The sequence below is a fragment of the Pelagimonas sp. genome (genome assembly GCF_050633425.1).
Lineage (GTDB): Bacteria > Pseudomonadota > Alphaproteobacteria > Rhodobacterales > Rhodobacteraceae > Pelagimonas.
On sequence record NZ_JBOEGM010000022.1, the window covers coordinates 93,866 to 120,619 of the forward strand.

Genomic DNA, 26,754 nt, shown 5'->3' on the forward strand with positions numbered 1-26,754 from the left:
TGGTGCCGGGTGCGAAGGAACGGGGCTCCGCAATGCATTCTCAGGTGAATTTATGCGCTGAAACCGGTTTCTAGATCGGAAGGTTTTGTGCCCAGAAGCCGCGCAGGGCGCGGGTGTCAGGCAGAGGTGATCCGGTTGACATGCGCCATTTTGCGGCCCGGTTTGACCTCGGCCTTGCCATAGAGATGCAGAGCGCAGGATGGATCGGCGAGCAGGTCGGGCATTTTGTCCATGTCGTCGCCAATCAGGTTCTCCATCTGTACATCGGAGTGACGTTGGCCATCGCCCAAAGGCAGGCCTGCCACGGCACGGATGTGTTGTTCGAACTGACAGCAGACACAGCCATTCTGTGTCCAATGGCCGGAATTATGGACGCGGGGGGCGATTTCGTTGATGATAAGCCCTTGGGGAGTCACAAAGAATTCGACACCCATGACACCGACGTAATCAAGTTCGTTGAGGATGCGACCCGCCATTAAAACCGCGTCGGTCAAGAAGCGACCGGGCATTTTGGCAGGGACGGTTGTGGTGTGCAAAATGCCATCGCGGTGGACATTTTCACCGGGGTCATAGGCCGCGACTTGGCCATCAATCGCACGGGCCGCGATCACGGAAATCTCGCTGGTGAAGTTGACGAAGCCTTCCAGGACGGCGGGGGCACCTTGCATATCGGCGAGGGCTTGGGCCGCGTCGTCGGGGGTCTTGAGACGGGCCTGACCTTTGCCATCATAGCCAAAACGACGGGTTTTGAGGATCGAGGGCGTGCCGATTTTCTCAACTGCGGCGGTCATGCTGTCGGCGTCGGAGACATCGGCAAAAGGTGCGATGCTCAGGCCGAGATCCGCAAGGAAGGCCTTTTCGGTCAAGCGGTCTTGGCTGATGCGCAGCGCTTCGCGGCCGGGGCGGATCGGGCGCAGGGTTTCGAGCAGATCAAGCGCCGATGTGGGGATGTTTTCGAATTCGTAAGTGATGACATCGACGGTCTCGGCAAAGGCGCGCAGGGCATCGGCATCTTCGTAGGAGGCTGTGGTGACGCGATGCGCAACATCGGCCGCAGGCGGGTTGGCGCTTGGTTCAAATACATGGGTCTTGAAACCGAGTCGGCTTGCGGCGACAGACAACATGCGGCCAAGCTGACCACCTCCGAGGATACCGATGGTGGAACCGGGTGTGAGGGGAGTTGTCATGGTGGGCCTCCTGAAACGCGTTGGGCGCTTGATGCGGCGAGTCTTGGGTTTGCGCAAGGGGGGCGCGGGGGGCAATCTGTACAAATTGCCCCGATTTTAGGGGGTTTTGCCCCTAGAGTAGGTCGCGGTCGGGTTCATCCGCGATTGAGGCGGACAAATCGCTGCGCCATTTGTCCAAACGGGCAGCGAGATCGGGGTCGTGCAGCGCCAGAATCCCTGCGGCCATCAAGCCGCCGTTTTTGGCACCGGCGGCGCCGATGGCCATGGTCGCAACTGGAAAACCGCGCGGCATTTGCAAAATGGAATAGAGGCTGTCGACACCGCTCAGGGCGCGGGTTTGCACCGGAATGCCGACCACAGGCACGCGGGTTTTTGAGGCCATCATACCGGGCAGATGGGCCGCCCCGCCAGCACCGGCAATGATCACCTGCAAGCCGCGATCCACCGCGGTTTTGCCATAGTCCCAGAGCCGGTCAGGGGTGCGGTGGGCCGAGACGATCTTGACCTCATGTGCGATGCCAAGCTCTTGGAGGACATCAGCGGCCTCTTTCATCGTTGGCCAGTCCGATTGGCTGCCCATGATAATGCCTACGAGCGGTTTGGTCATGATCGTCCCCATGTGCAAAGTGGCGTGCGAAGTCGCGTTCGAAGAAGCGCGCACTATACGGATCGCCGATAAAACGGCAATGCGGCGATTGGGCGGTGCGATTAGGGGCGGTGATCCTGTGCTAATTTCGCCATGAGGATATCGTCATGCCAGTCCGTTCCGACGCGGGCGGATTGGCGTTCGACACCTTCGCGCCGGAATCCACAGGCTTCATAGCAGCGGATGGCGCGGGTGTTGTATTCGATGACGCGCAGGTAAACCCGGTTGAGGGCCATGGCCCCAAAAGCATGGTCGAGCAAAAGCTCAATCGCGCCGCGCCCGATACCTTGGCCGAGCTGTTGGTGATTCGACAGGCCGATGCTGAGCCGGGCCTTTTGGTCTATCTGATTGACGTTGTTGAGACGGATGGACCCGGCCAGAGCCCCGGCATGTTCAATGATCCAGGCATTGGGGTGGTGCTGAATTTCGGCGATCCAGGCAGAGGCGGCTTCGCGGCTCCAAGGCGGGAGTGTGGCGGGATCTTTGCCGAACATACGGATGATTGTGGGATCCTGACCCAAACGAAACCGCGCCTCGGCATCGCCGGCGCGCGGCGCACGCAGCACCACGGTGCCGCCTTGCAGGAGGCCTCCGTCAGAGCTGTCTTCTCCGACCAGCCGCACTAGGCGATAATGTCGGGGAGTAGGCGATCTTCGATGATCGCGATCTTATCTTTGAGCTGCAGCTTTTTCTTTTTCAGACGCTGTAACGTGATCTGATCAAAGGTGCCGGTGGCCTGCAGAGCGCGAATGGCATCGTCCAAATCGCGGTGTTCTTGCTTGAAAACTTCGAGTTCGACCCGGAGCACGTCGTCGTTTTCCATCGACAGATCGGTCGGCGCATTCATGGCAAAACCCTCTGAAATTATGCTTTTTTACATGATAGCGAATTAATCGCGTTGGCGCAAAGGTCTTGCACTGCGGCATAGAGCTTCCCATATTCAAGGGGCAGGGTCGCCGTGACGGGGCCATTGCATGTGACGGTCGCTTTGCCAAAGGACGTGTCGATGACCAAACTAACCTTGGGGTCCTATCCCCATATGCTCGGTTTTGAGCAACTGGAACGTCTGCTGGAGCGGACGGCGAAATCAAGCGAAGGCTATCCGCCTTTCAATATCGAACAAACCGCCGATTATGCCTATCGGATCACGCTGGCCGTGGCCGGGTTTGGGCAAGAAGATCTGTCGATCACTGTTGAAGACCGTCAACTGGTCATCCGGGGCCGACAAAAAGACGATGGCAGCGAACGGGTGTTCCTGCATCGCGGTATCGCCTCACGGCAATTTCAGCGCAGTTTTGTGCTGGCCGATGGGGTCGAAGTGGGAGAGGCCATTATGGAAAATGGCTTGCTCCATGTGGATCTGACCATGAGCGTCCCCGAAACGGTGGTGCAAACGATCCAGATCAAGAAAGGGTGAGGCATATGTTCGAGAAGTATGATTTTGACAAACTGAACGAGGCCAATGTGGTCTATGTCCGCGCGGTTTCAGGCAAGGATTTGCCCGATGACGTCCGCGCACAAGTGGGCCGCCGCGCGACCCTATACGCGGTGCATAGCGCCGAGGGGGAGCGTTTGGCGCTGGTGAAAGACCGGACCTTGGCTTTTGCTCTCGCGCGTCAGAACGATTTTGCGCCGGTGACGGTGCACTAACTCTGCGTGACCGTGTTTGAACAGGTGTTTTTCGTTCAATGCGGTCACAGTTACGATTGCGACCCTGGCCGTTTTGGTGGTTGGGGTTGCAGTGCTGAACCGGCTCTCGGGACGTGGTAAGACCCGGAAACACAAGTCGGAGATTGCGGCTCGGCAGGCTGAGCTATTGCCCCCCAAAGACGCGCCGTATTTCTTCCAACAGGTCGCGGCTTATCTTGCCAAGATTGATCCGCAAGAGGCCGCCCCCGAATTTGCCCCGCTTGGCTGTCAATTTCGCGGTGCCGTGACGATTGACGCTGCTTGTGAGGGGGAGGGCTTGGATTTGTTCCTGTTTCATGGGGCCTCCGCTGAGGTCGAAGAAGCCATTTAGGTTGTTGCAGAGCTGGGGTTGGAGCCGTCGGTTTTGCTCTGGCTCAGTTGGAGCGATGCCAACCCCGAGGCCTCTGATTTGGATTACCCGGATCGCCAAAACGACATGACGCGCCTGAGCCGCAAACCGGCCCATCGCCGTGTAAGACATATATTGGCTATTGAATGCGACGGGAATCCGCCGCAAAAACGTGTTAGCGAGACGGGGGGGGGTGAACGGGGGGTGATTTCCGGGCCCCCTAAACACGGAGAGAGCCATGACCCAATCACAGCCACAGACGTATCATCGCGCGCAAATCGCCCTGCATTGGGGAATTTTTCTGTTGTTTGCCTTCAATTTTATCTTTTCGGAGGGCATGGGCAAAGCGTTGGAGATCAAGCTGGATGGGGGCGTACCGGAGGGGTTGGTGCCGTTGATGCATCCTCCGATTGGCGTGGCGATCCTTGTTTTGACATTGGTCAGGATCGTCGTGCGGCTGCGTATGGGGGCCCCGGCGCTGCCCGAAGGCGGCAACCCCTTGATGGATAAGGCTGCGCATCTGGCACATTTGGCGCTGTATGCCTTGCTGGTTTTGATCCCGGCTTCAGGCATGGCGGCTTGGGGCGGAGGCATCGAAGCGGCAGGCGAGGCGCATGAAGTGTTGGTCAAGGTGACCATGTTGATTGTCGTCGGCCATGCCCTTGCAGCGCTGTTCCATCAGTTTGTTTTAAAAGACAATCTTCTGGCACGGATGCGGCCGGGTGGTAAAGCATAGCACGATCAGAGCCGCGTTCCCGACCTGTTTAAAGGGGCCGATTGGGCGGGGTGCGTGGGTGCCCGCGCCTAACGTTACCTTGCCCGAACCGCGCGTAAAAATTGGCCGCGTTTGGGGCAAGAAATAACACCTTTGTTGGTTTTAAAGGCAAAGCGCAACGATGTTTCGTTATCTGTTTTGGTGCCCTTGACGACCGCGAAATGCAAATGGGGCCCTGTAGAACGCCCGGTGTTCCCTGAGAGGCCGATCTGCTCGCCTTTCTTTACCCGTTGCCCAAGCGAGACGTGGACGCCATTTTTGCGAAGGTGGTAGTAGATGCCCAAAGTGCGATCATCGTGTTGGATCGCAACGAAATTAGCATCGTTATCATATGATTTGTTTGGGCCGCCGCGATTGGAGTTTTCGCGAAGCGATACGACGCGACCGCCGCGGGCGGCGTGGATTGGTGTGCCAATTGGCATAGCGAAGTCGATGGCATAGCGCTGACTCTTAACGTGGGTGCTAAAACCATTGCAGCTCTGAGTAACCTTGTATTTTGCCCCAGGTTTAAATGGCAGCTGATAGCGATAGCCCGGCGTGTGACGTGCGGTTTCATCGCCGCGATTCCATTGGAACTTGAAATTATATGTCCAGCGGCCCTTTTTGCGTGGGGCCAGGTGGAATAATTTGGTGCGACCCTTGCCGTTAAAAATAAACGTCTGGCGCGTGCCCCCGGGCACAACCAGATTATTCACGGTCATATCGAGCGTAAGCGAAATAGGCAGCAGCTCAAATTTATTGATCGCAAAAACGTCGACGCCGTTTTTGGTTTTAACGGTTTCGATGCAGACGCGATTTTTTGGGGGGCTGCAAAAAACATCCGCAGACGACAGATTTGGCAAGGTTAGACAAAGAGCAAAGGCAATGTATCGGAGCATAATGGAACTGGTAACCTGTTTTGATTGTACGGCGTGCCGAACAGGTCATTGATAGGCAAAAGAAAAGGCCAAGCGCAATGCTTGGCCTTTCCCGATAGTCATCTTTAGCGGTTTATTGCGCGGCGATCAGGCCCATGCTTTCGAGCTTGAGGATCACCTGATGGGCGCAGTTGTCGACTTCGACGTTTTCAGTTTCGACAACCAGTTCGGCGTTGAGAGGAACGTCATAGGGGTCGGAGATCCCGGTGAATTCCTTGATCTTGCCTTCGCGAGCCAGCTTGTACAGGCCTTTGCGGTCACGCTTTTCACACTCTTCGATCGAGGTGGCGACGTGGATTTCGATGAAGGCACCAAAGGCTTCGACATCTTCACGCACCGCGCGGCGGGTGGTGGCATAGGGCGCGATGGGCGCACAGATCGCGATACCACCGTTTTTGGTGATTTCGGAGGCCACGTAACCGATACGGCGAATGTTGAGATCGCGGTGCTCTTTGGAGAAGCCCAGTTCGGAGGACAGGTTCTTGCGAACAATGTCACCATCCAGAAGCGTCACAGGGCGACCGCCCATTTCCATCAGCTTGACCATAAGCGCGTTGGCAATGGTGGATTTGCCCGAGCCAGAGAAGCCGGTGAAGAACACGGTGAAACCTTGCTGCGAGCGAGGCGGCTTGGTTTTGCGCAGCTCTTTGACCACTTCAGGGAAGGAGAACCATTCAGGAATCTCAAGACCTTCGGCCAGACGGCGGCGCAATTCGGTGCCCGAGATGTTCAGGATGGTGATGTCATCCTTGTCTTCGATCTCGTCAATCGCTTCGTACTGAGCGCGTTCCTGAACCCAAACCATGTGCTTGAAATCAACCATTTCACAGCCGATTTCGGACTGATTGGCGCGGTAGAGTTCCTGGGCGTCATAGGGGCCGTAGAAATCTTCGCCAGCTGAGTTTTTGCCGGGGCCAGCGTGGTCACGACCAACGATAAAGTGGGTGCAGCCGTGGTTGGCGCGGATCAACCCGTGCCAAACCGCCTCGCGGGGGCCGGCCATACGCATGGCTAGGTTGAGCAGCGACATGGTTGTGGTCGACTGTGGGTACTTGTCGAGAACAGCTTCGTAGCAACGCACACGGGTGAAGTGATCAACGTCGCCCGGCTTGGTCATGCCAACGATGGGGTGGATCAACAGGTTGGCCTGCGCTTCTTTGGCGGCGCGGAAGGTCAGTTCCTGATGGGCGCGGTGCAGCGGGTTACGTGTTTGGAACGCAACCACTTTGCGCCAGCCCATTTTGCGGAAGAAGGCGCGCATTTCGTTTGGCGTGTCGCGGCGGGCGCGGAAATCATAGTGAACTGGCTGTTGAATGCCGGTGATTGGGCCACCGAGATAGATTTTGCCAGCCGTGTTGTGCAGGTAGTTGACCGCAGGGTGCGCATCATCATCGGCACCAAAGACTTTTTCAGCCTCGAGCGCTTTGTTTGGCTCCCACTTGTCGGTGATGGTCATGGTCGCGAGGATCACGCCTTCTTGGTCACGCAGGGCGATGTCCTGACCGACTTCAACGCTTGATGCATAGTCTTCGGACACGTCCAATGTGATCGGCATGGGCCACAAGGCGCCATCGGCAAGACGCATGTTTTCAACAACACCGTCGTAGTCTTTTTCTGACATGAACCCTTTGAGCGGGTTGAAGCCGCCGTTCATCAGCAGTTCCAGATCGCAGATCTGACGCGGTGTCAGGTCGTGCGATGTCAGGTCAGCGGCTTCCACCTTGAGCTTTTGCGCGCTGTCATAGGAGACATAAAGCTCAGGGATCGGAGCAAGGTTGTTTTGCATGATTTTAGTCCTGTGTTTAAAGGGCTCTAGGCCGCTAGTCGTGCCAGTCAATTCCGCATGCAGAGCATCGTATTCTGCAAATTTACGGGTCAAAAATTTGTCTCTGAGGCGGATTTGCTCCGCCGCGCCGCGCGTTGTTATGGCGTAGTCAAAACGCTGGCGTTTATCGGGGCCATCGCGCTGGGTGATCTTGACCAGCCCGGCTTCGGTGGCGGCCCGCAATTGCGCATTCATCCGCCCCAAGGACACACCCAAGGCCGAGGCAATCGCACGCTGCGATGCGTCGGAGGCCACGTCGAGCTGACGCAGCAACCGAAAGAGCAGGTCCTCTTCCTCTGGGGTGGTGGGTTTTGAATTCAGTGCGGGCATCAGAGACTCAAAGTGTGTTCACGCGTGAACGCATCGCACAGTTTGCAGATGCAGCAAAGAGGGTATTTTTAAAATTTGGTGAGATCGGCGGATTGCTGCAGATTGATCACATCGGCCCAAATCGAGGGCCAAAATCGAGAGCCAAAATCAAGGGCCAAAATCAAGGCTTATGCAGCGGGGGCTACGTTAACCATCACGGCTGGGGTCGTTTGGATTGTTTGAAAACAGCGCGATCTTGTTGCCCTGAGGATCACGTAGATAGCTCACAAAGAAATTGGGGCCATACGCGTCGCGAAACCCCGGTTGACCTTCATCAGATCCACCAGCCGCAAGCGCCGCGCGGTGCAGGTCGCGAACCTGCCCTTGGTCGCGCGCCTCAAATGCGGTCATTGCCCCGTTCCCCGCCGTGGCCGGGCGGCCATCAAACGTGGGTTTGACGTAAAAGTCTGGCAAGGTCGGGGCCTCGCCCGGTGGGACAGGCAATGCGTAGCTCAGACCTTCGGGGCCTTCGTGCAAAGCATATCCAAGTGCGGGGAGAAACGCTGAGTAAAAGCGTTTGGCGCCGACGATATCATCAGTGCCGACGGTAACATAAGCGATCATGCGGTATGTCCTCCCCTCTCGTTACGCGGTCAGCTGGGGCGTGTTGGCCGCAGTGCCGACATGTTTGTTAGCCCTCAAGCCCCCATCCGTCTGGGGTGAACCCATGATCGAGCGCAATCCGTGTGGCGACGTCTTCGCCAATCCAGATTCCATCGGAGGACACAACTTGATCCATCAGGGTTGCCACCAGATAGGGGGCTTCGTCATCCTCTGGTTCGATATATTCGCAGGTGTAATCGGCGCGGCTTAGGGCATCCGCCAGAGGGCGCCAGTCCGAGTCCGCCGAAGTCGGGACAAAGAAGTAATCAACATCTGCAATATCCGGCAGCCCGTGCTTGTCCTGCAGCTCTGAATAGGTGGCAAAGGTTTCCGCTTTTTGGGCGGCAAAATCATGGGTCATCGGGCTGTCCTTGCGCGGCGGCGTGTGGCGCTGACCTAGCTTAGAAAGACCGTGGTGTCACGCCATTCTGTCGCGGGTCAAAAGCCAATCGGCTCATCGAGTTGTTCCAATGCGAGAGCCTGCGCCGCGTTCCTGCGAAACAGGGTGAGAATGCCATCGGCCCCGATCTGAGGCGGATGGTCGGGGCCGATGTTTAAACCGTTTGGAAATGGGCGCGCTGAGGCCATGAGATCGGTCCAAACGACATGCAGATCAGGACGAGCGGTGTTGGAGGCCGTAGGAATCTGGGGATCACGCAGGTCTAGGATGCGGACATTGCGCATATGGATCGGGGAAATGCTGTGCCTGGGATCACTGTTTTTGACAGAGGCCTGCAAAGCAACGCAGCAACCTGCGGGCGTTTCCGACAGACAAAGGCTTCTAAATACGGGGCCTCTCGCCCTTCATGGTACCAGCGTCGGTTGGGGCGTGGCAGGGCAAGAAGAGTGTCCTCTTGCCCCGTAAAGGGTGAGCGCCAAAACCTCCCCGAGAGGGGGCTGGCGCGGGTCGATCACTCTTGCTCGGCCAGGAAACGTTCGGCTTCGAGCGCGGCCATACAGCCCATGCCCGCCGATGTCACCGCTTGGCGGTATTTGTGGTCGGTCAGGTCGCCCGCGGCAAACACGCCCGGAATCGAGGTTTCGGTGCTGTCTGGTTTGGTGACAACATAGCCGCCCATATGGGTGTCGAGCACATCTTTGACCAGCTCATTGGCAGGGGCGTGGCCGATGGCGACAAACACGCCTTCGCAAGGGATTTCGCTAATCTCGCCGGTTTTGACGTGTTTAACTTTAACGCCTGTCACCCCTTTGGGCATGTCGGTGCCAACCACTTCTTCGAGCTCGTGGAACCAGAGAGGTTCGATTTTCTCGTTCTTCATCAGGCGGTTTTCGAGAATTTTCTCGGAGCGCAATTCATCGCGGCGGTGGATCAGTGTGACCTTGGAGGCAAAGTTGGTCAGGAACAGCGCCTCTTCGACGGCAGTGTTGCCGCCGCCAATAACGACAATCTCTTTGCCGCGATAAAAGAAGCCGTCGCAGGTGGCACAGGCCGAAACACCAAAGCCTTTGAAGGCTTCTTCGCTTTCAAGGCCGAGCCATTTGGCGCGTGCGCCGGTGGCCAGAATGATCGCATCGGCGGTGTAGACCGTGCCGCTGTCGGATTGGCACACAAAGGGGCGGGTGTCGAAATCAATTGATGAAATGATGTCGCCGATGATTTCGGTGCCCATGGCGCGGGCATGTGCCTCCATGTTGACCATCAACTCAGGGCCCTGAATTTCGGTGAAGCCAGGGTAGTTTTCGACCTCGGTTGTGGTGGTCAACTGGCCGCCGGGCTCAAGCCCTTGGACGAGAAGCGGCTCTAGCATGGCGCGGGCGGCGTAGACGGCGGCGGTATAGCCAGCGGGGCCGGAGCCGATGATCAAAACTTTGGTGTGACGGGTCTCGGACATGCGGCCTCTCCTTGAATGCTTGGGTGATATAGCGGGCGAGGGGCCGGGTTTAAAGAGGCTGTGATGGGGTGTTTAACGCAGTTGGGTCAAAGCGGGAAACGGTTCGCAAATGCCGCCGCGCCGGGGGACGAAAAGCGGATGACGCGGCTATCGGGAAGGCGTTTGGCCCAGCCTTGTGCAATAAATTGGGAGAGCAGCGCGCGACCAAGGCCACCAGCCAGATGCGAGCGGCGTTCGCTCCAGTCAAGGCAGGCGCGGCAGAGCGGGGTGCGTTTGGCCTCTAAGGCGTTTAGATCAATGCCAAATTCGGTGAAAAAGGCCCGGCCATGATCCGTAAGGACAGGGTCATCCTCCTGCAAGATCAGCTGGCCGTTTTGCATCAGGCTGTCATATAACCGGGTGCCCATATCGCCGGCGAGATGGTTGTAACAGACCCGCGCCTTGCGCAAGGCGGCGTCTTTTGGGCCGGTTCGGGTGCGCAAATGGCCGGTTTTGGCGGCCAAGCCCATAAGGCTTTCAAGCAGCTGCGCAATGTCATCACTGGCCAAAGTGCTGTATTTGTGCCGCCCCTGTTTGCGGGTCTGCACCAGCCCACCATCCGCGAGTTTGGCCAAATGGGTGCTGGCGGTCTGGGTGGTGATTCCCGCCTCTTGGGCCAGTTCTGTCGCGGTCAAAGCTTTGCCGCTCATCAACGCCGTGAGCATATTGGCGCGGGCGGGATCGCCGATCAGGGCGGCGATGCGGGCAATATCGGGACCTTCTTTCATAGTTCGATCCTAGTCGAAGCATGTCGGGCTGGCAACGGGCTAAGCAGCGCCAGTCTTAAACCAGTCTTAAACCGGTCTCAAACAGGAGAACCCCGATGCTGACATGTATCATCCGCTATCAGATTGATCCAACCAAACGGGCGCAATTTGCCCAATACGCCCAGAATTGGGGGCAGGCCATTCCGCGCTGTGGCGCAGATTTGATTGGCTATTACGCCCCGCATGAAGGGTCGAGCACCCTGGCCTATGGCATTTACAACGTGGAAAACCTTGCGGAGTATGAGGCCTATCGCGCCAGATTGGCCGCAGACCCGTTGGGACGCGAAAACTATGAGTTTGCGCAAAAGGAACGGTTCTTGCTGCGCGAAGATCGGACATGGCTGCGCCGGGTCTCGGACCCACATGGAGGAAGCCTGGGGGATGTTCAAAAGGGAGGGGCATGATGATTGCCGTGATTTTTGAAGTGCAGATCAAAGATGGCGAAACGGATCGGTATCTTGAGATCGCTGCGGATTTGAAACGGCATCTGGAGCAGGTCGACGGCTTTGTGTCGGTTGAGCGGTTTCAAAGCCTGACAACACCGGGCAAATTGCTGTCACTCTCGTTTTTTCGGGATGCTGAGGCGGTGATGCGCTGGCGTCAGCTTGAGCAACACCGCGAGGCCCAGGCGATTGGACGGGCCGAGGTGTTTGCAGGCTATCGGCTGCGGGTCACGCAGGTTTTGCGCGACTACGGTATGGACGCCCGCGATGAGGCCCCCGCCGACAGTCAGGATCGTCACGGCAGGTGAGCAAACGCCAAGGAGGCAAGCGGGTGCGATGGCATTTGCTTGACCTCGTCGCGGCATCATGGTTCTGAGCCGAAGAGCGCGAAATTGCACCGAAACGAATTGCGAGAACTTCTTAAGCTCTTTCGGAATGTGAAACTTTGTTGCGCTTGCAAGAAATAATATTGCGCGCGTGCCGCAGGGTGCTATAACAATCGCGAATTGCAGGGGAAGACTATGCCAACGCACCGGCTTGATCCGATTGACCGTATGATTCTGGCTGAGTTGCAGACAGATGGGCGGATGACGAACGTAGAACTGGCCCGCCGGGTTGGCATCTCTGCGCCGCCCTGTTTGCGCCGGGTTCGGACACTCGAAGAGCAGGGGTTTATCAAAGGCTATCACGCCGAAGTGGACGCCCGCGAGCTTGGCTTTGAAGTGCAGGTTTTTGCCAGCGTCGGTTTGCAAAGCCAGGCAGAGACAGATTTGCGGGCGTTCGAAGAGCGGTGCCGTGATTGGCCGCTGGTGCGCGAATGCCATATGCTAAATGGTGAGGTGGATTTCATCCTGAAATGTGTCGCGCCGGATCTGTCGACCTTTCAGACATTTTTGACGGGTGATCTTTTGACGGCACCGAATGTGGCGAGCGTCAAAACATCGCTGGTCATTCGCGGTGCCAAAGACGAACCGGGCGTTCCGTTTGATGTTTTGGAAGAGCGCCTAAGCCGGAACGCCTAGGGCGCGATTTAGCCTCGGGTCTTGGGGCGCATAGCGACTTATATATTGGCCATTTCGTGGGCTTTGGGTTTGCTTCTCCCCAGGCAATTCAATGAAGCGCTGGGCACAAATATCCGCACAGCAAGTGGTGGCGTTGGGGGTATGGTTTAGAAAACGAGTGTAATAATCTCAAATGGATTGCTCTCGATTGGAAACCGCCGGGCCACTTTGCCAAACTATCCCATTAGCACATTGGGACAAATTAAGTGCCGCCACACTCATTGGTCAAAATACTGGCATCGTCTCCTGATACGCTCATGTTTCGATGAGATGGGTGGCGCTCTCATGGTCAACGGGCGCAAAGCCAATTGCCTGGTAAAACGTGTCCGCGTTGCTGTCAGAAGTCCGAAGTCTGATGATGCCAAAGTTAGGTTTGCTACGTTGAAGAAGGTCTTTCACCAGCGCAGAGCCAAGGCCTTTTGCTCGAAATTCCGACAATATGTAAACGTGGCGCAGTCGTCCAACATCTTGATCAACATAGGGGTCTTGATTGATCCCACCACACCCAACCAGCATGTCGTCGTAAAAGACACCGCAAAAGCATTCGCCTGATTTGTCAAACTTGTTCCGGCCAGACTTGGCCTCAGCGATCAGGCGGTCCATGAAAGCATATCCCAGTTGGCTGGCCTCCGCAGCGAGAAGCCCAAGCGGTGCCACCAGCGGGTTCATAGGCGATATTCTGGTCTTAGGACGCATCATCTAGCGCTTAGCGATTGATTAGGCCGCTGTCCACAAAACCCGCTTAGCCGCCCGCCGCCCTCTAAACACGCTGGTTCTATAGATCAAACTTGTCGGATGTCGGCAGTGTGTCCAAGGCGGCTCTTTATGCAGGTAGCAGCATAGATCAGATCCCGATCTCATTGATTGTGGGACGATGCCGCCGTTGGTGTAATCCGCTCAATCCATCGCTTTTGCGGACTGTAGTCACGCGTAAATCGAGAATCCCATTATAAACTGGCTTCTCACCGGATCTCAAAGGCGGAACGGCAACTACAAAAGGAACGATCCTCTGCCTTGGACATCGAGCTAAACAAGACCAAGATTTATGAGGCATCTTGCCATGTACCATCACTGAAACCCTAAAGCTTTTTGAAGGCTTCAGTGCTCTCCTTCAGCCCGGTGAGCAGCCCACGCATTCCCCTTCTGTATGCTGGCAGCACAATTGCCCTGTCCAGGAGGCGTCCTACAAAGCCAAATTTCAGCGCGTAGTCTGGCGATACTGAGACAACGGCCCTTTCTCCCTTTGCCTTGAGTGTGAACCTGATATCCGCCGAGCGGAACGGGAGCGTCGAGCGAGTGATGCGAAAGGTTATAGCGCGCTCTGGTTCAAATTGGACAACCTCTTCGTCCAGATTGTGTTTACCATCGATGTCACAAACGCGCGTTGCGCCAAGTCCGATGGAGTTATTTGTGGCCTGTGATCCGACAAGGCCGGGGTTCCAATCCGCAATGGAGCCAATGTCTGCAAGCGTCGCCCACACTTTTGCGACAGGGGCATCGATTTCAATTGTTTCGGTGAAAGTGCTCATAGCTCGGTCTCTCTTTGTTGGTTCGTGCTGTATGTGTTTCTGGCTGTCTGGCGGCAAATTTTGCATGACCACTTCCGAAGCTAATTTGATAAATCGCGCTGAAGTGTTAGGTTTATGAATGGCAAGGCTTAGCTCAAACATATTGGCGTTCAGGATTGCGATAGCCGCGCAGGAAGGTGCGGATATCGATGGGATTCTAAATGCATCGGGCGTACCGTCAGGACTGATGCGAGGAGAGCCACCCTACGTTGATCTTCAAACTGAGCGGCGCGTTTGGAACGTTATCGTCGAGGCGACTGGCAGAGATGACATCGGTCTTGTCTGCGGCCAGCGGTTTCCGACGCAAGCCAATGGTATGCTCGGTTATGTAATGGCGAACGCACCAACGATCCGGGTCGCAGTTGAAAAGTGCTGTTCGTATCAGCGTGTACTTGGGGATTCGATGGGAATGGTCTGTGAGCGCGGTCCCACTACAACGCGCATTTCGATCGCGCAGTGGAGCCCTTGGCACGATACCTTACGCTATACTGTTGATACCTTCATGGCCGCGATCCTTAGCTGGACGAGCGCCAATGCGCCTGCACCTGTTTGCCCTCTTCGTGTGGGATTTCGGTATGAGCGGCCAGATGATGTATCGCCCTATGAAGCTCTCTTTGCGCCTGCGCCAGTCGCCTTCGGTGCTGATGACAGTTACCAGATTTATGAAAACTCTGCTTTGGATCAGCCTGTCATTGGCGCAAGCCAAGGTGTCTTTGCTGTCTTCGAAGACAAGGTACAGCGCTTGCTGAGCGATCTGGAACGCGGAGATACTTGGGCCTTTCGGGTACGCCAGCGCATCTTGGAGGCGTTGAAAGGTGAGGCACCGAGCGTCGAGAGGATTGCTGCTGAACTGGCCGTCAGCGTGCGGAAGTTGCAGCAAAGACTGTCGGAAGAAAGCACCAGCTATTCCAATCTACTAACAGACGCCCGACGCGATCTAGCCGAGGAATTCTTGAAAGCGGGAGAGGTAGGCAATGACGAGATTGCCTACCTTCTAGGATACTCTGAGGTGTCCGTCTTTTCACGGTCGTTCAAAAAATGGACTGGGCAGACACCCAGCGAATTTCGGGCGGCCAACGCTTAGGTTGTCTTGGAAAAACGGCTCCTTAGGTGGTTCGTCAGTTTGTGAAGACCCGGCGTCCAATAAATGCCCGCGGCGACTGCCAAGTAAGGCAGGAAGCCCTCAAGCGCGGGAACCTGCGATGCTAAAATCGCAAGTATTGCCGGAAAGACGCCGATGGCGACGTTGTCGACCACAAACCTCACTGCGCCGTCGATCCGGCCCATTCGCCGCGCCTTGCTTTTGGCAAGGGCACCAGTGCCATTCGCCTTGAACCAAGCAAGCGTGTCCGCGATCGCCGTGTTCATCGGTGTCAGCTTGAAATCTGGATGCGAAGCGCGGAATTTTTCATCATTCAAGATCACGCTGGTCTCATACTTGTAAGACATCGTTGCCACTTCGCGCATCAACGGGATCCCACGACCAAGCAGGGAGAGCATGAATTTTGGAACCACGCTGACCTTTGCCTGCACGCCCGCAACTCCTGCGATTTGCTCCAGCCAGATCTGGATCGATGGCACCAGCGTTCCCCCTATGTTGACTACTTCGTACGTTTTGCGATCACGATCTTGGGTCAAGGCGACAATTGCCCGGCCTGCATCAGGTGCGTAGAGCAGCTGTTGTGCGGGCTCAGTAGAAATGAGCCACGGCATGGCCTTGCCTTTCAACGCGTTTTCGAAAACGGGTGCAAACTGTTTGTTGGTGACATTTGGCCCCCAAATCTCGGCCATCCGAACAATGAGCGTGCGGATGCGACCCTGATTTGCTGCGCGCTGCAGCATCTTTTCCAGATCGACCCGAACCTTGCCAAGTGGGGCGGATGGGTTGAACGGCGTGATCTCACTGATTGGTTGGTCCGTTTTGCCGAAGTTGTAGTTATTGCCTGGGAAAATCACGGTCGCGCCAGAACGCTCGGCGGCGTTGATGACGTTTCTTGTCATCACTGGCATCGCTGTTTCCCAGTGTTCATAAGACGCATTAGCGCCATGGAATATGAATTCCGTGCCTTCTGCGATGTTGTTCAACAAGGCGGTGTCGTTCAAGTCACCTTCAACAATAGTGAAGCCGTTTGTGTTTTCAAACAGTGCTACCGCTTTTCTGCGGTCGCGAACTAAGAGCGTCGCGTGTAAGCCTGCGTCTTGCAATGCTTTTGCAAAAGCGTGCCCAAGAGCACCCGTGGCACCGATGATGAGATATTTGCTGGTCATTGGTCTATGTTTCCTGATCTGAATTAGGGCGCGGTAGAGCCCGATAGACAGACTGTAGTGCGGCCCGTCCGATTTGAGATTGGCAGGTCGCGCAGATGAATTGACCAAACGCGCAGCATCAACCGCGACGAAAAAAAGCGGACCGAGGCCCGCCTTTTCGATCATCGTTGGGAACGCTCAGAACTCGGGACTAAAGCCCATTGCAACGAACGCTTCCCTCGGTTTGTGGACGACCAGTGCACGCTCCGAGAATTGGCGGAATGGTATGTGCCATCCGAAGAGCTCGAAAGTGATCAAGCCCGTTGTCCCGTCCACCAGTACATTGATAACGTATCCGCGCTTAGCAATGCCGTTTGGGGTTTTGTCCATCGCATACCAGTCAACCGGGTCGCCGGTGACGCCTTCGTATGGCGCTTCATAGCCGCCTTGGGTCTTATCGAAGTCGGTGATGTCCAGATATAGCCCGATCGCCACCAACGTGACCGATAAAAAGCCAATGATTGCCATGGGGTAAATGAAGTAACTCATACTGCCACCTCCGCATGTTTGGCCACGATAGCAAGGCGCAAAACGGTTTCACCAGTTGCTTCGTGGATCGATGACCCAATCCCGCGAAAGCCGTAGCTGTCATAAAACCGGCGTCCGACTGTATTGCGTTCGAACACTTCGACCTCAAGCGTATCGAACTGTTTTGCCGCATCGTCCACCAATGCTCTGCCAAGCCCACGTCCATGCAGTTCAGGGTCAAGGAACAGGCCACCGATCTCGTTACCGATCATTGCGATGAAGCCGGCCACTTCTCCGTCCCACTCCATCACGCGAGTCTGGGCGTTGACTAGGTAAATATTGCGGAGGTTCTCCGCTTCATCCGCGATGAAGTCGTTGGCAAGAAAGGGGTGTGCAACGGCAGTTGCAACTTTCCAGACGTCTACAACGGCATCGGCATCCTTGGTTTTGTAGTTACGTATCATTGGTTTCTGTCCTAGATTGTTGATGCTGGGAATTTGGCGCAGGCAAACGTTTTGCGACATGACAGAACGTGCGAGGAGTTTGACAAAACGTGCATAGCAACCGGTTGTGATCATCGCGCTCCAACCAGTTCCACAGGTCTTCATTCCTCTGTGGATTATCGAACAAGAAAGAGTACGATCGTTAGATCTAAGGCAGTTTCATGATGGTTGCGGTCAGGAACAATACGGCGTGCAGGCCCATATGTGCACTGAATGCAGCCTCGAGACTCGCCCGCGTATACGCATAGCCGAAGATAAGACCTGATATAAGATTAAGGCCAAAGGTTCTGACAATGGTGACGCTTCCCGGCTCTGGAGACACTAGAAAAAGGGCCGGTAAGTGTCCAACTGCAAATAATGCAGCCGTCACAACGACCGCCATCTGCAACGCGAAGCGGTGCTGCAACAGTTTTGAAAGACCAAGCGCAATTAGGCTCAAAAGACCCCAGCGCATGATGATTTCTTCAGTAATTCCGCCGTAGAATATACCGATGGCCAGATTGGACAGATCCGCGGCTTCATACAGTGTTTTCAAGTCACTTTCGTCAGTGCGCCACACCGAAACGGTGGTTTGGTCGAGAACACCAAGCAGTAGACCAACAACCGCGCCGAGCAGAAGAAAGAACAAGAGCTGTGTTGGAGACCAAGCGTCACCAAGAAATAATCCTGATTTCAAATTCATCCTAGGCGCTGCGAAACACCCCACCAGAGTAAAGACCAGAAGCAGAACAAGCGGGTTCACAGCCAAAGCGATCGCCGGAATACCAGACGGTGATGTGACTAGCGTCACAAGCGCGAGCAGACCGGGTAGGCTGATCATGATCGCAGTCAGCAGTTTCCCGGAGTTTTTTGAGACAAAAGACACTATCATATCTCCCGTTGTGAAAGAGTTCTGTAGGGGATTTTGAATCTACCTGTCATGCGCAGACGAGCAGGTGACATAGTGTTGGCGCGAACCGATAGCTACAATCGTGCGATGCGAGGTGCCATTGTTTTGCAGCACCCCCTGGCATCACCATTCACCACTGAAATAACGCGCAACAATATCTGCAATCCCGATAACCGGGGCATCTGTTCCGCTTGCGAGAACGGCAATCGAAAGGCCTTGTGCGGGATAAACCCTCACCACAGCAGCAAAGCCCGGGCCACCTCCGCGATGTTGCAACCATTGTGCCGCCGCATTCCGTTCGAACCAGCCTAGGGAGAAATTTTCTGGACCCGGCGCAATCATCAATCGCACCGTATCGTCATTTTGAAGAACAGAGCCCTTTACTATAGTAGCAGCGCCCAAAAGCGCGGCGTCTCGTGCGGATGCAATTAAACCAGTTGGTGGAGTCGCTTTGATGTAGACACGGTTCAGCCACCAAATCCGCCTATCCCTTTCCCTGACCAGATCATTGAGATCGGCAAAATAGGGAAGGAGCGGAGTGAAAAAATGCACTAAGGGGTGCGACCCGAGTGCTTCGTTTTCTGGTTGTAGTTCGCCAAAGACAAAGCTGCTGGATGTCATGCCGGCCGGTTTCAGTACGCGCTCCGAGACCACTTCTTCATACGCTTGTCGGCTCACCGCCTCGATAATCGCGCCAAGCACCATGTATCCGAGATTGCTGTAGCTTCGGTCGCGACCCGGTTGGAAATCAAGCTCGTGGTAGGCCGGTATCTTTTGGCGCAAGAACGCTGTTTGATCTGGCAGGCCCTCGTCATACTGCAGCCACCCAAAAACCGCCGGAAGGGTGTCACGAAGACCCGAAGTGTGCCGCAAAAGGTCTCGGGTCGTCATGCGATTTTCTGCGTCTTCGTGTATGTCCAGCCAAGGCAAAATTTCCGTAACCGGAAGGTCGAGATCCAGTTTTTGATCCTCGGCCAGCGTCAAGATCGTCAGAGCCGTCGCAAGTTTGGTAACAGACCAAATGTGATAGCGTGTCTGGGGCGTTGCCTTTTGGTCCCTATAGGGATTTGCGCTTCCTGACGTCATTTCACATGCAACTTCGCCGTTTTTGAACGACAGCGATCGATATCGCGGTGGCAGCTTGCGCTAAAACGATGTTGTCGAGCCACACTACGAGGTGATCGCGATCAACCGGTGCTGTAGGTACATCAGGATGGGGGACCACCATCATCCACACTGCGAACATTGGCGCAGCCAGCAGGGTGATCACGCTGACCACCCATTTCCCCCACCGCGCGCGTGCCCGATGTCTCATAGCTTGCCTTCAAAATTCACGTTTGATTTCGGCCGGATAGATGCGTTCTCAATGCAAAATCCTCTACCAAGGATCGGGTTATGGCCGACCGTTGCGCATGAGGCACCGCGCTTCTGGTTATGGTCGGGTTTCATGGACAGGGTTCCTTCCAGACAGGATGGATAAAGCCACGGATTGAGCGTCTTGGTTAGGCGCGATTACGTCCGGCACCAGCCCCACACCTTCGATCCGTCCGCTCCCGTGACTCACATAATCGGCGACGGGCAAGAACAGGGTAAACTGATCCCCGACATCAAAGGGTTTTTGAACCAGCAGAGCGCCCGCGCTGCTATCACCGATCAACACGGCACCGCGCGCGCTTCGCAATACTTCTGCCACGAGTTCGGCAGCGCTTTGCGTTTGCCCATCGATTAAAATCGCAATTGGGCCATGGAAAATCGGATGCATAGGCGAAAAATGAACCCTTGTAACGGCATGCGTTGCAAGCTGGTTCCAGAGACCGACAACCGATGTCCCATGCCAAGGCGTCAGCGCTTCGATCCGTGTGCGTTCCGGTATCAGCCCAGCACCCCCGGGCCATCCTCGACCCAATAGGACACCGGCATCGACACCATTAGGGATGCAGTGTCCCACCAGATGGCGCATTGCAAATGCCCCGCCGGGATTACCACGTAGATCAATGATCAGGCCCTTCGCGTCGTTTGATATGATTTCTTCGAATGCGGCCGTGATGCGCGGGCCGGTGTCTTGGCCCATGAACGTGCGAACAGAGAGACGGGCCACCGATTGGTCCCCCCCCAAAGATACGGCGTCGGGTCCGACTTGTACGGAGTCAAAGTGTCGGCCCAGCTCTGCCGCGCTGCGATGTTGGACGGATAGCACGACATGGGACAGACCGATCCGCCTGAACAGTTGTTCAAAGTCGCGACGAAATTGCTCTGGTTCTGGCGAAGCTTCGGCTATGTCTATCAGATCAGAGAACAACGTATGCGCTTGTTGTGACGCCATCCATTCTGGATCAAAGAAGAATCTATCGAAGATGTCTTTGATGACCGAAACGGATCGGCGGTAATCGTCAGTGTTTGCGGCACTTGGGCCAGAGAACATGGCCAAGCTTGTCGCGCTGAGCGCCTTGATAAAGGCTCGGCGATCCATCATCCGACGGGACGGCATGGTTTTGACTGTGTGGTGGGGCATCTTGGATACTTTCGAACCGACTGACGGTTTCATCAAACGTCTAGAGTGAAGACACGGATTGTCAGTGAAGGGCATGTAAGGAACGCTCGAAGGCGCAGTCTCGAGCACAAGACCGACTGGTTCAGCGACGGTGATCACTGCGGAATCGGCGGTGATAGGTGCGTGGTCTTGAAGCCCGATCGGTGTTTAAGGCCATACCCGATCGCCCGGTCAAAGCCGATATGGGCGATCCAGATCGCTACCAGCGCGATAGCCTCTGACCAATTAGCGAACCAGCAGATCGTCCCGACCGCAGCAGGGCCGATGTAACTGTGCATCGCATTATAGGAAATCGTACCAACGCGAGAGCCGAACGCGTAACCTAGAATCGCCAAGTCAGGCGCAAGGAACAAGACCGCGAATAACGTCCAGCTTTGTTCCAAAGTGGCATAGGCAGAGATGGCTGCAAGCCCAATTGCAAAGCCTTCCAATCGCAGTAAGGGGATCAATTGGTAAATAGTGGAAAATATCGGGTTTTTAGTTTCGGTTTGCATTACATCAGTCTTTTTTGGTTTGGCGCGAAAAAGTGCGCAGCGTTAAACTTGGGAAGAGAAAGCTTCTTTTCCGTCTTTGCTCAGCCGCGCACGCATGATCCGGTCTATGGAAGCTTTGTAGAAAGGCTCGCGCATTCAACGACTGTTTTGCGCGCGCCTAATATATCCGCCAACAGACTTCGGCCCGGGTTGATGACAAATCCGGTGTCGGTCGAAAGACCTTTCGCTAGATACAAATCTGATGCCTTGTCAGCGGGATCGGATGTAACACGCACCGTGTCACTGACAATATCCCTGCCAGCCAATAGGTCGCGGATAACTTTCGGTGCAGTAACGACAACTTGGATTGATTTCGATTTTCCTAAGTCGATACTTTGACCTGAAAAATCTCCTGCTACGAAGCGGACCGGCATCGATCGGCATGTGCCGTTGATCCTAAACGAGGCTGTGCCTTTGCCGACAAGTCCGCGCAGCATGAGTAGGTTCCCTTCTTTTGGATTGGGAATATCGATCACAGCGATGTCCTTTTCCGGGACGATGACCGTGTCAGCTTTCGCGGCTTCGATTGTTGTAATGGTGAAGAGCATCACACTGATTGCCACTCGAACGGCGTTCAGATGATGTCTCGTGTGTTTGATCTTCATAATGTTTCCTTTCTTGATTGTAGCCCCATGCAACTGGGCTCTGGCATCAAGAAAGGCGAAAGCTGGAGGATCTTCGCCCTGATTTACGAATCCGAACGTTTGAGATCGCGATTGAGGACGATGTCGTCAAAGTTCCCATGCTTTCTATAGCTGGATGGGGTTTGGCCGGTCAGGCGACGAAACTCTGCGTTGAAACTCGACTTACTTTGGAAACCGGATTCCAACATGATGTCGGTTACAGGCCGATCCGTCGTTTTCAATAGCATGGCTACATGGCGCACGCGAAAGCCGTTAATGTAGCGCGAAACATTCTCCTTGTGGACGAGATTTATCGCTTTCGAAACGCTCCGTGCCGGGCAGTGAAGCCGCCGACCAAGACGCGCAAGCGTTAGGTCTGGGTCAGTGAATATTTGATGGTCAACCATCATCTGGTCGAGCCTACACAGCAGGTCATGGTCCTCTTCCACCGGCACCTGTGCAGCAGACACTCCTGAAACGCCATGCGGCTGTGCTCCTAGAAATAAGGGTACGCCAATGAGCGCGCAGAGCATTACAACAGCAGCCACGACCCCTGAGGCACCTGTCAGAACGTGAATTACCCCTGCGTTTCCCGCGGATAGCATGGCAAGAAGGATTGTAATATCTGCGGCAACAATCAGCGCCATAAAAAGAAGTGCAGAGAGCAATGCAATCCGAGTTGTGCGAAATCTGTGTGGAGCGACTTGAACAAATGCATCCTGTGGCTTGCGCAGCATTGCTGCAAGCAAAACGACATAAACAGTATTTATCGCGATCACGACCACATCCGCAGACCAAGCTGTTGGCACGAAAAGTGCGAGTTCCGCGACCATTAAACTAACGGCAGCAAGCATAAGTTTTTTACGTGTCGGGGCCCCTGTAGATGACGCAAGAGATTGGAAACCAAGCCAGAGCATTGGGGCCATCAAAATTGCTAGGTGGGGCTGTAACTTGCCGAGTACGCCAACGCCATACTCCGATCTCAGGCCCACAAAACCTGCGACTACAGCAATAAGTCCGAGCCCAAGACCAAAAAAAATGCGTGCCGCTGAAGGTAGATGCGGTTTGCTCACGACCGCCGTTGCGATGAACACCGCGAGAATCGATAAAAGCCAAGATGTTGGAACAGTGGTCAAATTAGCAGTCCTCACTCAGCCCTTTATGTGCAACCGATAGTATGCGCCTTTTCGAGGCAAGCGTCGTGCGTCTGTGCTGTTTGTCGCGCGCAATATAAATGCCATTACATTCTACTCTACACGCATTGGAGCTTGCTAGTATTCGCCAGTACGAGATCGCGTTTTAGAACTATATTCAGGTCAAACGGCCGCATCCAGGCATTCATTGTGTTTCGTAAATGCTACAAGTGGCTCACCCTCCAATGAAGTCAAAACTCCCGAGCTTGGTAGGAAACCTATCCAAAGGGCCACGAAGGACAGCCTTGCCCAAGTCTCGATAGTTCTGGCTCGGAATAGCGAAAGCTAAGTTAGGTTTAACTTCATGGAACCGGGGTGAATGACCGGTTTTAACGCGGCGTGGTGTTGTTGGGTTGCCTGGGTGAGGAGCCAACTGTGCAAACTCCGCTATCTGTGCTTTGCGGACCCATGCACGATCCAGGTTCGCCCAGGGCCGTGTCGCTTCGGCCCGAGATGACCGCAGTCAGCCTGAAGTGACCAGTGTTGGACGACAAGGACCGGCATTGCCACAGGTGCCAACGCATGTGTGTCGCCGCCCCGTTCAAACCACCGGCCAAATTGGACATTAGTTCGAGGTTCGGCGAGCAATCTTCTCCAGGCGCAAAAGGTCTCTACTGATTTTCCGAGAGCGGACATTCAGGGTGGGCCCACTGGTTTTGACGATGCTGCGCTCCGATTCAAGGTCGCGAAGCGCAAATAATGGAGTTTGCAAAGTCGAAGCAGCCGGACGCAACCTATCGATCGATCGGCCCTGACCTGCCGTTCACAGATTTGTCCTTATAGGTCCGCTGTATGGCCACATTCGACACGGCAATTTTGCAGGTTGAGCAGATTTACAAGCTTACGTTTGTGGTCAATGGATATCCCGCATCTGGGCATTTTTTTTGGGGGGGCGGTTCTGCCGTGGCCAAAGGTAGCAAATCAGAAGGGATGCTTTATGCGCACCACTGAGAAAGTCTTTTTCTAATAAAATCTTAAGCAAATTAGTTATTTCTTCTACGCAACGATAACGGGTGAACCAATCCCATGGGGCGCAACGGGATTGAGCTTTTGAAATAATGTTAAAATGCTGCGTATCCGTGTCTTTGTTTCCTAATTGCTAATCCATTCATGTTTCAGTCTAGGCTGCTGCAGTGGGGCAGCCCGCGCCAAGCGACTACCTTCCCGCAAATTAAGCTTTCAGGACTGGCGCAGAGCGATCTTACCGCTTGCCATGCGCAAATCAGCAGACGGAGAATAGCCATGGCCACCTTTCAAGCCATATCACTTGGTGCCTTCTTCCCCGGTGATTTGTCCTCAAACGGAGATCGCAACGATTATGTTGCTTCTGGGCAGGGCTGGGGGGAGGGGCAAACTGACCCTCTGAGCGATCTCAGCCTTGTTGATATTGAGTACACGACCACGGATTCCGGCGGGGACATTCGCGCGGATGGATTCTACGACAGCACGCTCAGTTACGATGTGCCTGGCGGCACCACTGGCCCGCAGTTCCTGACTGAAACGGCGATCATTACTTATACGATCACTTCTGTTGATGAATTCGGCACGCAGGCCACCCATACGTACATCGACATGGTCATGTTTGAAGGGGCGGATGGTCAAAATTTTCTGATCCCTTATTGGGACGCCGCTGGTACTTTTCATTACCCCACCCAAATCGGTACGGATCAGATCGTAAGCATGACGCCCTCGCTTCAACGAGGAGTGATTGGTGGTGTCGAACCGCCTGCGACGAACTGGGCAGCCTCCGCTTTGCCGCCAGCGCCGGATGGCGTGGTCGACGGTGAAGAGACCGGCGAAACGATGCAGCTCAACTACGACGACAGCGACGGTGCCACGGATGGCGGCGGCGACATCATCACCACGGGGGATGACACCATCCACGGCAATGGTGGCGCTGACAGTATTGCCGCTGACCTTGGCAATGACTTCGTTGATGGCGGGGGCGGAAACGACACCATCGTTGGCGGGGACGGCCAGGACAGCCTTGTTGGCGGAGACGGTAATGACTCTCTTGAGGGGGGCATCGGCGACGACAAGATGTCCGGCAATGACGGGGATGACGTTGTTGTCGGCGGCAGCGGCAACGACATTCTCGAAGGCGAGGGCGGCGCGGATTATATCGTTGGCGATGACGGCGATGATACGCTGGTTGGATATAACGCACTCAATGCGTTTGGCGGTAATTTGGGTGTGCAAAGTGATGACGGCGCCATGGATACGCTCATCGGGGGCGACGGTAACGATATCATCTATGGTGGCTCCGGCAACGATTTCATTTCCGGCGGTTCGGGCGATGATACCATTTCCGGCGGCTCGGGCAACGATACCATCACCTACACGGCAGGTGACGGCGCGGATGTCATCAGTGATTTCAATACAGGAAACACAGGTTCGCTAAGCGATGGTGACGCCACAAACAACGATTTTATCGATCTGTCGTCCTTTTACGACAATACTTCGGAAATCTTTGCGGACCAAGCCGACGATGGTATTCTTAACCAATCCAACGATGGCGTAGGTGGGGTAGATTATTCTGACAACACTCGGTTTTTGACCGGTGACAGTCTGACCTTCACGGGTGCCAGCGCGGACAATAGCTTTTATACCTCTGAAAACACCGGCGTTGTTTGTTTCGCTCTTGGCACGATGATCCGGGTCCCAGGCGGCGAGGTGTCAATCGAATGCCTGCGTCCTGGTGATCTGGTGCAGACGCGCGACAATGGGGCAAAACCCCTTCTCTGGATCGGCCGCAAGGAATTGGGCCAAGCAGAGCTTGCTGCGGATCCGAAACTGCGCCCGATCCGTCTAAGAGCGCGGCATTTCGGCTTGGATCGCGATTTGATTGTGTCCCCCCAACACGGGGTTCTGCTGCGTGATCCCGATGGCGGCGGCACTGAGATTTTGTACCGCGCGCGTCATCTCGCGATTATGCCCGGAGGTGCCGCAAATGTAATGAAAAGGCGCAAGAGAGTGACCTATATACACATGCTGTTTGACCGGCATGAGGTGGTATTTTCAAATGGAATGCTGAGCGAAAGCCTCTATCCGGGGAAAATGGTCATCCGAGGCATGAGAACCGCAGCGCAAAGAGAGCTGGCTGCTCTTTTTCCTAGATTGACACAAAGACCAACCGCAGAAACCTATGGCTTGCCGGCCCGCAGGTATTCACGCCGCAGGAGCCTGCCTGACCATCTGAGAGCGTTACAACCCGTTGTCTAATCCAAAGAGAACGTTCGTAATCGCCCAATTGGACGCTGCCCGCTCTTTATTAACAGACACTCACCTTGCCGCGCCCATAATACGTTACCCGCGCAAAGCAGACCTTAGAAAACGTTGCAGCGAAAATTCGGTTTTCGCCCTTTGCCGAAGCAGGTCAAATGCGGGGTTTAGCAGGAATGACTTGGAAGGGCCGGCTGCGGTCCTTAACAGACACCGAGCGAACGACAACAAAGTCCCGCTTAGCGGCCATCGGACACGAGAAATCAAAGTTTGCCCCACCAAACTTGTCAGATGTCGGCTTGGAGCCCAAAGTGATAGATGCTGCGCGTTGGATGAATGACTGCTTTTGCCGACAGCCAAGGTGTCAAAATGGA

At 55.1% G+C, this 26,754-nt stretch carries 31 protein-coding genes; 9 read left to right on the forward strand and 22 right to left on the reverse strand.

Annotation, left to right across the window (positions count from 1 at the left end; genetic code table 11):
- Positions 1 to 116: 116 nt before the first annotated feature.
- The 4 genes from ACRBB0_RS19040 to ACRBB0_RS19055 form a co-directional block, all read right to left on the reverse strand.
- Positions 117 to 1,187, reverse strand: a complete 1,071-nt coding sequence (locus ACRBB0_RS19040) for a 5-(carboxyamino)imidazole ribonucleotide synthase (protein WP_431376049.1) — start codon at positions 1,185 to 1,187, stop codon at positions 117 to 119.
- Positions 1,188 to 1,299: 112 nt separating this feature from the next.
- Positions 1,300 to 1,794, reverse strand: coding sequence for a 5-(carboxyamino)imidazole ribonucleotide mutase (purE, locus tag ACRBB0_RS19045; RefSeq protein ID WP_431376050.1), 495 nt, complete (start codon positions 1,792 to 1,794; stop codon positions 1,300 to 1,302).
- Positions 1,795 to 1,895: 101 nt separating this feature from the next.
- Complete coding sequence (locus tag ACRBB0_RS19050; protein ID WP_431376051.1) at positions 1,896 to 2,456, reverse strand: GNAT family N-acetyltransferase; 561 nt, start codon at positions 2,454 to 2,456, stop codon at positions 1,896 to 1,898.
- Positions 2,456 to 2,680, reverse strand: a complete 225-nt coding sequence (locus ACRBB0_RS19055) for a YdcH family protein (RefSeq protein ID WP_431376052.1) — start codon at positions 2,678 to 2,680, stop codon at positions 2,456 to 2,458. The genes ACRBB0_RS19050 and ACRBB0_RS19055 overlap by 1 nt, the downstream gene beginning before the upstream one ends.
- Positions 2,681 to 2,839: 159 nt before the next feature.
- Here ACRBB0_RS19055 and ACRBB0_RS19060 point away from each other — a divergent pair, with 159 nt between their 5' ends.
- The 4 genes from ACRBB0_RS19060 (at position 2,840) to ACRBB0_RS19075 (ending at position 4,607) form a co-directional block, all read left to right on the forward strand.
- The gene (locus ACRBB0_RS19060; protein WP_431376053.1) at positions 2,840 to 3,250 is read left to right on the forward strand and encodes an Hsp20 family protein; all 411 of its coding nucleotides are present in this window, start codon (positions 2,840 to 2,842) and stop codon (positions 3,248 to 3,250) included.
- 5 nt (positions 3,251 to 3,255) lie between these two features.
- Complete coding sequence (locus ACRBB0_RS19065) at positions 3,256 to 3,483, forward strand: DUF1150 family protein (RefSeq protein ID WP_431376054.1); 228 nt, start codon at positions 3,256 to 3,258, stop codon at positions 3,481 to 3,483.
- 16 nt (positions 3,484 to 3,499) lie between these two features.
- Positions 3,500 to 3,853 carry a hypothetical protein gene (locus tag ACRBB0_RS19070; protein WP_431376055.1) on the forward strand — a complete coding sequence of 118 codons (354 nt, stop codon included), beginning with the start codon at positions 3,500 to 3,502 and terminating at the stop codon, positions 3,851 to 3,853.
- A gap of 256 nt (positions 3,854 to 4,109) precedes the next feature.
- Positions 4,110 to 4,607 carry a cytochrome b gene (locus tag ACRBB0_RS19075; RefSeq protein WP_431376056.1) on the forward strand — a complete coding sequence of 166 codons (498 nt, stop codon included), beginning with the start codon at positions 4,110 to 4,112 and terminating at the stop codon, positions 4,605 to 4,607.
- A 74-nt stretch (positions 4,608 to 4,681) separates the two neighbouring features.
- Here the strand turns inward: ACRBB0_RS19075 and ACRBB0_RS19080 are convergent, their stop codons facing one another.
- From ACRBB0_RS19080 to ACRBB0_RS19110, 7 genes are all read right to left on the reverse strand, one after another.
- The gene (locus ACRBB0_RS19080; RefSeq protein WP_431376057.1) at positions 4,682 to 5,488 is read right to left on the reverse strand and encodes a M23 family metallopeptidase; all 807 of its coding nucleotides are present in this window, start codon (positions 5,486 to 5,488) and stop codon (positions 4,682 to 4,684) included.
- A 148-nt stretch (positions 5,489 to 5,636) separates the two neighbouring features.
- Entirely contained in the window at positions 5,637 to 7,718 is a 2,082-nt protein-coding gene (locus tag ACRBB0_RS19085; RefSeq protein WP_431376058.1) for a bifunctional sulfate adenylyltransferase/adenylylsulfate kinase, read from the reverse strand.
- A gap of 186 nt (positions 7,719 to 7,904) precedes the next feature.
- Positions 7,905 to 8,321, reverse strand: a complete 417-nt coding sequence (locus tag ACRBB0_RS19090) for a VOC family protein (protein ID WP_431376059.1) — start codon at positions 8,319 to 8,321, stop codon at positions 7,905 to 7,907.
- 67 nt (positions 8,322 to 8,388) lie between these two features.
- Positions 8,389 to 8,721: a ribonuclease E inhibitor RraB gene (locus tag ACRBB0_RS19095; RefSeq protein ID WP_431376060.1), complete on the reverse strand. Its 333-nt coding sequence runs from the start codon at positions 8,719 to 8,721 to the stop codon at positions 8,389 to 8,391.
- Positions 8,722 to 8,798: 77 nt separating this feature from the next.
- Positions 8,799 to 9,044 (reverse strand): hypothetical protein, encoded by a 246-nt coding sequence (locus tag ACRBB0_RS19100; RefSeq protein WP_431376061.1) that lies wholly within the window; start codon positions 9,042 to 9,044, stop codon positions 8,799 to 8,801.
- A 227-nt stretch (positions 9,045 to 9,271) separates the two neighbouring features.
- Positions 9,272 to 10,213, reverse strand: a complete 942-nt coding sequence (trxB, locus tag ACRBB0_RS19105) for a thioredoxin-disulfide reductase (protein WP_431376062.1) — start codon at positions 10,211 to 10,213, stop codon at positions 9,272 to 9,274.
- An 86-nt stretch (positions 10,214 to 10,299) separates the two neighbouring features.
- The gene (locus ACRBB0_RS19110) at positions 10,300 to 10,980 is read right to left on the reverse strand and encodes an ArsR/SmtB family transcription factor (protein WP_431376063.1); all 681 of its coding nucleotides are present in this window, start codon (positions 10,978 to 10,980) and stop codon (positions 10,300 to 10,302) included.
- A gap of 95 nt (positions 10,981 to 11,075) precedes the next feature.
- On the opposite strand from ACRBB0_RS19110, the gene ACRBB0_RS19115 reads away from it, so the two are divergent.
- The 3 genes from ACRBB0_RS19115 (at position 11,076) to ACRBB0_RS19125 (ending at position 12,484) form a co-directional block, all read left to right on the forward strand.
- Positions 11,076 to 11,423 carry an NIPSNAP family protein gene (locus ACRBB0_RS19115; RefSeq protein ID WP_431376064.1) on the forward strand — a complete coding sequence of 116 codons (348 nt, stop codon included), beginning with the start codon at positions 11,076 to 11,078 and terminating at the stop codon, positions 11,421 to 11,423.
- The gene (locus ACRBB0_RS19120) at positions 11,423 to 11,770 is read left to right on the forward strand and encodes an antibiotic biosynthesis monooxygenase family protein (RefSeq protein ID WP_431376149.1); all 348 of its coding nucleotides are present in this window, start codon (positions 11,423 to 11,425) and stop codon (positions 11,768 to 11,770) included. Before ACRBB0_RS19115 ends, ACRBB0_RS19120 begins: the two co-directional genes overlap by 1 nt.
- A gap of 213 nt (positions 11,771 to 11,983) precedes the next feature.
- On the forward strand, positions 11,984 to 12,484 hold the full coding sequence (locus tag ACRBB0_RS19125; RefSeq protein ID WP_431376065.1) for an Lrp/AsnC family transcriptional regulator: 501 nt from the start codon (positions 11,984 to 11,986) through the stop codon (positions 12,482 to 12,484).
- Positions 12,485 to 12,778: 294 nt separating this feature from the next.
- Here ACRBB0_RS19125 and ACRBB0_RS19130 read toward each other — a convergent pair whose 3' ends face one another.
- Together ACRBB0_RS19130 and ACRBB0_RS19135 are read right to left on the reverse strand one after the other, a co-directional pair.
- Complete coding sequence (locus ACRBB0_RS19130) at positions 12,779 to 13,192, reverse strand: GNAT family N-acetyltransferase (protein WP_431376066.1); 414 nt, start codon at positions 13,190 to 13,192, stop codon at positions 12,779 to 12,781.
- 410 nt (positions 13,193 to 13,602) lie between these two features.
- On the reverse strand, positions 13,603 to 14,193 hold the full coding sequence (locus tag ACRBB0_RS19135) for an SRPBCC family protein (protein WP_431376067.1): 591 nt from the start codon (positions 14,191 to 14,193) through the stop codon (positions 13,603 to 13,605).
- Between ACRBB0_RS19135 and ACRBB0_RS19140 the strand changes: the two genes are divergently transcribed.
- Positions 14,171 to 15,175 (forward strand): AraC family transcriptional regulator ligand-binding domain-containing protein, encoded by a 1,005-nt coding sequence (locus tag ACRBB0_RS19140; RefSeq protein ID WP_431376068.1) that lies wholly within the window; start codon positions 14,171 to 14,173, stop codon positions 15,173 to 15,175. The genes ACRBB0_RS19135 and ACRBB0_RS19140 overlap by 23 nt on opposite strands.
- Here the strand turns inward: ACRBB0_RS19140 and ACRBB0_RS19145 are convergent.
- From ACRBB0_RS19145 to ACRBB0_RS19185, 9 genes are all read right to left on the reverse strand, one after another.
- Complete coding sequence (locus tag ACRBB0_RS19145; protein ID WP_431376069.1) at positions 15,172 to 16,524, reverse strand: NAD-dependent epimerase/dehydratase family protein; 1,353 nt, start codon at positions 16,522 to 16,524, stop codon at positions 15,172 to 15,174. The genes ACRBB0_RS19140 and ACRBB0_RS19145 overlap by 4 nt on opposite strands.
- Positions 16,525 to 16,536: 12 nt before the next feature.
- Complete coding sequence (locus tag ACRBB0_RS19150) at positions 16,537 to 16,887, reverse strand: hypothetical protein (RefSeq protein ID WP_431376070.1); 351 nt, start codon at positions 16,885 to 16,887, stop codon at positions 16,537 to 16,539.
- The gene (locus ACRBB0_RS19155) at positions 16,884 to 17,330 is read right to left on the reverse strand and encodes a GNAT family N-acetyltransferase (RefSeq protein WP_431376071.1); all 447 of its coding nucleotides are present in this window, start codon (positions 17,328 to 17,330) and stop codon (positions 16,884 to 16,886) included. The genes ACRBB0_RS19150 and ACRBB0_RS19155 overlap by 4 nt, the downstream gene beginning before the upstream one ends.
- A gap of 187 nt (positions 17,331 to 17,517) precedes the next feature.
- Positions 17,518 to 18,234: a CPBP family glutamic-type intramembrane protease gene (locus ACRBB0_RS19160; protein WP_431376072.1), complete on the reverse strand. Its 717-nt coding sequence runs from the start codon at positions 18,232 to 18,234 to the stop codon at positions 17,518 to 17,520.
- Between the two features lie 147 nt (positions 18,235 to 18,381).
- Positions 18,382 to 19,398 (reverse strand): serine hydrolase domain-containing protein, encoded by a 1,017-nt coding sequence (locus ACRBB0_RS19165; RefSeq protein ID WP_431376150.1) that lies wholly within the window; start codon positions 19,396 to 19,398, stop codon positions 18,382 to 18,384.
- 292 nt (positions 19,399 to 19,690) lie between these two features.
- Positions 19,691 to 20,770 (reverse strand): S41 family peptidase, encoded by a 1,080-nt coding sequence (locus ACRBB0_RS19170; RefSeq protein WP_431376073.1) that lies wholly within the window; start codon positions 20,768 to 20,770, stop codon positions 19,691 to 19,693.
- A 134-nt stretch (positions 20,771 to 20,904) separates the two neighbouring features.
- Positions 20,905 to 21,303: a DUF4260 domain-containing protein gene (locus ACRBB0_RS19175; protein WP_431376074.1), complete on the reverse strand. Its 399-nt coding sequence runs from the start codon at positions 21,301 to 21,303 to the stop codon at positions 20,905 to 20,907.
- Between the two features lie 104 nt (positions 21,304 to 21,407).
- Positions 21,408 to 21,947 (reverse strand): hypothetical protein, encoded by a 540-nt coding sequence (locus ACRBB0_RS19180; RefSeq protein WP_431376075.1) that lies wholly within the window; start codon positions 21,945 to 21,947, stop codon positions 21,408 to 21,410.
- 83 nt (positions 21,948 to 22,030) lie between these two features.
- Positions 22,031 to 23,101, reverse strand: a complete 1,071-nt coding sequence (locus ACRBB0_RS19185) for a helix-turn-helix domain-containing protein (protein ID WP_431376076.1) — start codon at positions 23,099 to 23,101, stop codon at positions 22,031 to 22,033.
- Between the two features lie 1,299 nt (positions 23,102 to 24,400).
- Here ACRBB0_RS19185 and ACRBB0_RS19190 point away from each other — a divergent pair.
- The gene (locus ACRBB0_RS19190; RefSeq protein ID WP_431376077.1) at positions 24,401 to 26,380 is read left to right on the forward strand and encodes a Hint domain-containing protein; all 1,980 of its coding nucleotides are present in this window, start codon (positions 24,401 to 24,403) and stop codon (positions 26,378 to 26,380) included.
- Positions 26,381 to 26,754 lie beyond the last annotated feature (374 nt).